Source organism: Leucobacter sp. PH1c (genome assembly GCF_000633415.1).
Taxonomy (GTDB): domain Bacteria; phylum Actinomycetota; class Actinomycetes; order Actinomycetales; family Microbacteriaceae; genus Leucobacter.
The window spans coordinates 23,253-30,347 of the sequence record NZ_AYMV01000008.1; the positions used below are offsets into that span (position 1 = coordinate 23,253).

The 7,095-nt window shown below is 73.2% G+C and carries 3 protein-coding genes; all 3 read right to left on the bottom strand.

The window, feature by feature from the left end; translation table 11 throughout:
- Positions 1 to 29: 29 nt before the first annotated feature.
- The 3 genes from U874_RS0102920 to gltB all read right to left on the bottom strand — a co-directional run bounded on the left by U874_RS0102920 (position 30) and on the right by gltB (position 6,861).
- Positions 30 to 674 (bottom strand): NAD(P)-dependent oxidoreductase, encoded by a 645-nt coding sequence (locus tag U874_RS0102920; RefSeq protein ID WP_025133053.1) that lies wholly within the window; start codon positions 672 to 674, stop codon positions 30 to 32.
- A 105-nt stretch (positions 675 to 779) separates the two neighbouring features.
- Positions 780 to 2,237, bottom strand: coding sequence for a glutamate synthase subunit beta (locus tag U874_RS0102925; protein ID WP_025133054.1), 1,458 nt, complete (start codon positions 2,235 to 2,237; stop codon positions 780 to 782).
- Positions 2,230 to 6,861, bottom strand: a complete 4,632-nt coding sequence (gene gltB, locus U874_RS0102930; protein WP_025133055.1) for a glutamate synthase large subunit — start codon at positions 6,859 to 6,861, stop codon at positions 2,230 to 2,232. Before gltB ends, U874_RS0102925 begins: the two co-directional genes overlap by 8 nt.
- Positions 6,862 to 7,095: the final 234 nt, after the last annotated feature.

Genomic DNA, 7,095 nt, shown 5'->3' on the forward strand with positions numbered 1-7,095 from the left:
GGGCCCGCGCGGCTCCCCCGCGCACCGACTCAGTACGCGACGGTGAAGCGGGCGCGCCGGTGCTCGGGCTGCTCGATCTCATCGACGACCGCGACGCCGAAGTCGGCGCCCGAGATCGCGGACTCGCCCGCCGCGTCGGTGAGGATCACGTCGCCGCCGACGCGGTACTCGCCCGTGTACTCGCCCGCGGCCCACGGGCCGAAGGAGCCGGCGGGGCTGACGAAGAACCAGTCGAGACTCTCGGGCGTCGCCCGGAGATCGTCGAGCACCCCCGCCATCTCGGCGGCCTCGGGCTGAATCTCCTCGGGGAAGCCTGGGCCGTTCATCACGAAGTCGCCGCCCGGGCTCTGCAGCAGCGACCCCGCCCCGCCGATCACGCCGAGGCGCACCCCGGCAGCATCCGCCTCGGCGGCGAGCTGCGCGATCGCCGGGCGCAGCGCACCCGCCATGTCGCCGCGCGGGGACGCCGCGACGACCACCACGTCGGCGTTGGCGAGCAGCCGCGCGCGGTCGGCCGGGTCGAGCAGCGAGCCCCGGGTGTAGGTGACGCCCGCGATCTGCTGGGCGGCCTCGCCGCGGCTCACGCTCGTCACATGGAGGTCGCGCACCGCGGCCGCTTCGGCGATGTGCGCCCCCGCGTAGCCGCTTCCGCCGATGATCGTCACTCTGGTCATGCCGCTGTCCCTTCGTCATTCCCCGCCGCACGATTCGCGGCCGGCTCCCGGGAGAACCCGGATGCCGCTCACCCTATTCCCCGCAGCCATGCTCGCGAAGGAATATCACCGGATGGGGCGATCGTGGGCGGTGACGGGGATCGGCAGCGCCGTCTCCCCCATGAGGAAGCGGTCGACCGCGGCCGCGGCGGCGCGGCCCTCGGCGATCGCCCAGACGATGAGGGACTGGCCGCGCCCGGCGTCGCCCGCGACGAAGACGCCCGGCACGTCGGTGGCGTAGTCCGCCCCGCGCTCGAAACTCCCGGCGGGGCCGCGGCGGAGCGCGAGCCGCTCGTCGTCGATCGCCTCAGGGCCCGTGAAGCCGAGCGCGAGGAGCACGAGGTCGGCGTCGATCCGCTGCTCGGTGCCGGGGATGGGCTCCCGTCCCCGCTCGGTGAAGCCGGTCTGCGCGACCCGGAGCGCCGTGACGCGCGCCGCCCCCGGATCCTCCGCGAGGAACTCGACGGTGGAGGCGAGGAAGCGCCGCTCCCCGCCCTCCTCGTGGGAGCTGCTCACGTCGAAGAGCACGGGGTGGGTGGGCCACGGGTGGGCCTCCCCGCGCTCCGCCGCGGGCTGCGCGCCGATCGCGAGGCTCGTGACCGAGCGCGCGCCCTGCCGGTGCGCCGTGCCAACGCAGTCCGCGCCCGTGTCGCCGCCGCCGATGACGACGACGTGCTTCCCCGCGGCGTCGACGGGGCTCTCGGCGAGCGCGCCCGACTGCACACGGTTCGCCGCGCTCAGGAACTGCATCGCGGGCACGACTCCCGCCAGCTCGCTGCCGGGCACGGGCAGCTCCCGCGCCACGGTCGCACCGGTTGCGACGATGACCGCGTCGAAGCGGCGGCGCAGCTCGCCCCAGCTCATGTCGCGGCCGATCTCGATCCCGCACCGGAATCGCGTGCCCTCGGCCTTCAGCTGCTCGATCCGGCGCTGCACGAGCGCCTTCTCCAGCTTGAAGTCCGGGATCCCGAGTGCGAGGAGCCCGCCGGGCACCTCGTCGCGTTCGTAGATCGCGACCGTGTGGCCCGCCCGGGTGAGCTGCTGCGCAGCGGCGAGCCCCGCCGGGCCGGATCCCACGACCGCGACCGTCTTCCCCGTGAGGCGGGCGGGCGGGCGGGGCGTGACCCAGCCCGCGGCGAAGGCCTCATCGATGATGCGGTTCTCGATCTGCTTGATCGTGACGGCCGGCTCCGAGATTCCGAGCACGCACGCCGACTCGCAGGGGGCGGGGCACGCACGCCCCGTGAACTCCGGGAAGTTGTTCGTCTCGTGGAGGCGCTCGATGGCCTCGCGACCGCGTCCGCGGTGCACGAGGTCGTTCCACTCGGGGATCAGGTTGCCGAGCGGGCATCCCTGGTGGCAGAAGGCGACGCCGCAGTCCATGCAGCGCGACGCCTGGCGCACGACGAGCTGCGGGTCGGCCGGGTCGACCACCTCCCGCCAGTCGCGCAGCCGGAGCGCCACGGGGCGCTTCGGCGCGAGCTCGCGCTCCCGCACGCGCAGGAACCCCTGGGGATCAGCCATGACTCGCCTCCAAGATCTCGGTCCACATCTGTTCGTCGTCGGGGTCAACCCCCTGGGAGCTCACGCGCTCGCGGATCTCGAGCACCCGGGCGTAGCCGCGCGGGATCAGGCGGCTGAATCGCGCGAGCGTCGCCACGGGATCGCGCTCCCAGGCGAGCAGCAGCTCTGCGGCGAGCGCGGAGCCGGTCTCGGCGCGGTGGCGCTGCAGCAGCTCGACGATGCGCGCCTCGAGCGCGCGGCGCTCCCGTTCCGGAAGGCCGGGCGTCTCCCCCGCCGCGGGATGTCCGGGCGGGGCGAGGTGCTGCAGCATGAGGGCGCCGGAGGCGAGCTCCGCGGCGTTGACGTCGGCGGGGTCGAGGTCGAGGAGCACGGCCTCCCCGCCGGACATGCCCGCGCCGATGTTGCGTCCGGTGGGGCCGAGGATCAGGGCGAAGCCTCCCGTGAAGTACTCGAGTGCGTGGTCGCCCGTGCCCTCGACGACCGCGGTGGCGCCGGAGCCGCGGACGAGGAAGCGCTCGCCCACGACGCCGGCGAGCCAGAGCGCGCCGCTCGTCGCGCCGTAGCCGATCACGTTGCCCGCGATCACGTTGCCCGCGGCGCCGTGGGCGCCGCCGGGGTGGGGGCGGATCGCGATCGTGCCGCCGGAGAGACCCTTGCCCACGTAGTCGTTCGCCTCTCCCGTGAGGGAGATCGATACGCCCGTGGGGAGGAAGGCGCCGAGCGATTGCCCCGCCGAGCCGGTGAGTGCGAGCTCGATCGTGCCCTCGGGGAGCCCGTCGGCGCCGAAGCGCCGGGTCACGGCGTGGCCGATGCCCGTGCCGACGGCGCGGTCCACGTTGCGCACGGGGAGGGCGAAGCTCGCGGGAGTGCCGTCGCGGAGGGTGCCGCTCGCCGCGCGGAGGAGCGGGGCGTCGAAGTGCGCGTCGAGTTCGTGCTCCTGGGCGCGGCCGTGGCGGCGGGGCGCCGTGGCCGGGAACGCGGGGCCGCGGAGCACGGGGGTGAGGTCGAGTCCGGAGGCCTTCCAGTGGGAGATGGCCTCGTCGACGTCGAGCGCCGCGGTGTCGCCGATGGCCTCGTCGAGGCTGCGGTAGCCGAGCGCCGCGAGGAGTTCGCGCACCTCCTCCGCGATGAAGCGGAAGAAGTTCACCACGTGCTCGGCGCGGCCGGTGAAGCGCTCGCGCAGCTCGGGGTTCTGGGTGGCGACGCCCACGGGGCAGGTGTCGAGGTGGCACACCCGCATCATGATGCAGCCGGAGACGACGAGGGGGGCGGTCGCGAAGCCGTACTCCTCGGCGCCGAGGAGCGCGGCGATCATCACGTCGCGCCCGGTCTTCAGCTGGCCGTCCGCCTGGAGCACGACGCGGTCGCGGAGCCCGTTGAGCATGAGCGTCTGCTGCGCCTCGGCGAGGCCGAGCTCCCACGGGGAGCCGGCGTGCTTCAGCGAGTTCATGGGGCTCGCGCCGGTGCCGCCGTCGTGCCCCGAGATGAGGATCGCGTCGGAGAGCGCCTTCGCGACGCCCGCGGCGACGGGTCCGATCCCCGACTGGGCGACGAGCTTCGTCGAGATCCGGGCCGCGGGGTTCGCGCGCTTCAGGTCGAAGATGAGTTGCTTGAGATCCTCGATCGAGTAGATGTCGTGGTGGGGCGGCGGGGAGATGAGGCCGACCCCGGGCGTGGAGTGCCTCGTGCGGGCGATCCACGGGTACATCTTCCCCGGGGGCAGCTGTCCGCCTTCCCCCGGCTTCGCGCCCTGGGCGAGCTTGATCTGGATCTCGTCGGCGTGGGTGAGGTAGAGGCTCGTCACGCCGAAGCGTCCGGAGGCGACCTGCTTGATCGCGCTGCGTCGCTCGGGGTCGAGGAGCCGCTCCTCGCTCTCGCCGCCCTCGCCCGTGTTGGAGCGCCCGCCGAGGCGGTTCATCGCGATCGCGAAGGTCTCGTGCGCTTCGGGCGAGATGGAGCCGTAGCTCATCGCGCCGGTCGCGAAGCGGCGCACGATGGCGCTCACGGGCTCCACCTCCCCGAGCGGCACGGGCGGGCGCTGCGGGGCGAAGCGGAACAGGCCGCGGAGGGTCATGAGGCGCTCCTGCTGCGCGTTGACTCGCGCCGTGTACTCGGCGAAGATCTCGCGCTTGCCCGTGCGCGTGGCGTGCTGGAGCTTGAAGATGGTCTGCGGGTCGAAGAGGTGCGGCTCCTCGCCGCGGCGCCAGCGGTACTCGCCGCCCGTCGCGAGTCGCTGGTGCGCGAGCGGCGCAGTGTCGTCGGGGTACGCGGCACGGTGCCGTGCGGCGACCTCAGCGGCGAGCACGTCGAGGCCGACGCCGCCGAGACGCGTCGTGGTCCCGGTGAAGAAGCGGTCGACGAGGGGCTGCGCGAGCCCGATCGCCTCGAAGGTCTGCGCGCCGCAGTATGAGGCGACGGTCGAGATCCCCATCTTGCTCATCACCTTGAGCATGCCCTTCCCGAGGGCCGTGATCAGCCGGGCGGTCGCCTCGGCCTCGGTGAGCCCGGGGATCGACCCGTCGCGCACGAGCAGCCCGACGGTCTCCATCGCGAGGTAGGGGTTCACCGCGGCGGCCCCGTAGCCGATGAGCACGGCGACGTGGTGCACCTCGCGGACGTCGCCCGCCTCGGCGATGAGCGCGACCCGCATGCGCTGCCCGGTGCGGATGAGGTGGTGGTGCACGGCGGAGACGGCGAGCAGCGACGGGACGGGAGCGAGGTCCTTCGTCGAGTCGCGATCCGAGAGAATCAGGAACTCGGCGCCGGCGTCGATCGCCGCGCTCGCTTCCCGGCACATCGCGTCGAGGCGCTCGGCAAGGCCGTGCGCGCCCTGGTCGACGGCGTAGAGGCCGCGGATCGTCACCGCGCGCTCGCGCTCCGGGTCGTCGCCGAAGTGCTGGATCCTGGCGAGCGCGTCGTTGTCGATCACCGGGAAGTCGAGGATCACCTGGCGGGCGTGCGCCGCGGACTGCGTGAGCAGGTTCTCCTGCGGCCCCATCCCGGCGCGGAGGCTCGTGACGAGTTCCTCGCGGAGCGCATCGAGCGGCGGGTTCGTCACCTGCGCGAACTGCTGCACGAAGTAGTCGTGGAGGTGGCGCGGCCGGTCAGAGAGCGCCGCGATGGGCGTGTCGGTGCCCATGGCCGCGAGCGGCTCGGCCCCGTCCCTCGCCATGGGCGTGAGCACGAGCCGAAGCTCTTCCTCCGAGTAGCCGAAGGTGCGCTGGCGGCGCGTGATCGAGGCGGGCGGGTGCACGAGGTGCTCCCGCTCGGGCTGCTCGGAGAGCCGGATCCGACCCCGCTCGAGCCACTCGCCCCAGGGAGCGCTCCCTGCGAGCTCCCGCTTCACCGCCGAGTCGTCGCGGATCTCCCCCGTCGCGAGGTTCACGGCGAGCATCCGGCCGGGCTGCAGGCGCCCGCGCCGGGCCACGCGCTCGGGGGCGATGTCGAGCACACCGGCTTCGCTCGCGATGACGAGCATGCCGTCCGTCGTCTCGAGGGTGCGGCCGGGGCGGAGGCCGTTGCGGTCGAGGAGCGCCACGAGCTCCTCGCCGTCGGTGGCGATCATCGCTGCTGGCCCGTCCCACGGCTCCATGAGGAGCGAGTGGTACTCCAGGAAGTCGACGAGCTCGGCGGAGAGGCCGGGCTCGGATTCCCAGGCCTCCGGCACCATCATCGCGAGTGCGTGCGGCAGGGACCGCCCCGCCATGACGAGCAGTTCGAGCACCTCGTCGAAGCTCGCCGAGTCGCTTCCTCCGGGTGAGCAGATCGGCAGGAGGGGCCGCACGTCGCCGAGCAGCTCGGATTCGAGCTGCGCCTCTCGCGCCCGCATCCAGTTGCGATTGCCTCGCACCGTGTTGATCTCCCCGTTGTGCGCCACGAGGCGGAGCGGCTGCGCGAGGTGCCATGACGGGAACGTGTTGGTCGAGTAGCGCGAGTGCACGATCGCGAAACGCGACGCGAAGCGCGGATCGGTCAGCTCGGGGAAGAACGCCGGCAGTTGGAGCGTGGTGACCATGCCCTTGTAGACGATGGTGTGCGCGGAGAGCGAGGGCAGGTAGCAGCCGGTCTCGTGCTGGATCCGCTTCCGGGTGCGGAACGCGCGACGCTCGAGCTGCGCCGCTGCGGGCGGGGGCGAGGCGGCCGCCCCGAGCACGAGCTGCTCGATCACGGGGGCCGCGGCGCGCGCGGCCGCCCCGAGGGTCTCGGGACGGACGGGTACCGGTCGCCAGGCGAGCACCGTGAGCCCCTCCTCCGCGGCGATCGCGGAGATCCGGAAGCGGGCGGCCTGGCGCTCGGTGGAGGTGCGCGGGAGGAACACGAGGCCGGCGGCGTAGGCACCGGGGGCCGGGAGCCGGAGCTCGGGCGCCGCCTCCGCGAGCTCGGCGCGGATGAGCGCGTCGGGCAGATCACTGAGGATGCCCGCACCGTCGCCCGTACCGGCGTCGGAGCCCACGGCTCCGCGGTGCTCGAGGTGTTCGAGCGCCTCGAGCGCGAGCTGGACGATCTCATGACTCGGCGCTCCCGTGAGCGAGACCACGGCCGCGAGGCCGCACGCATCGCGCTCGTCCGCCGGGTTGTAGAGCCCTGCGGCCGGCGGGAATCCGGGTGGGAGATCTGCGCGCATGGGGGGTCCTCTCGGCTGACGGACCTCGAATCTAGCACTCGTTTCTTCGGCGAAACGAATCGCTCAACGCAGCTTCTTTCGCGCATTCGGCGAATCCCCCGTATTTCCCGCAGAACATGCGGCCCCCGACTCCACGGACCGCAGAGCGCGATGCCCCGTAACACGCTCGAAACACGCGCGTTGCGCTCGCGAAATCGTCCCCGCCGCACACGCACGAGCGCCGGAGTTCGATAG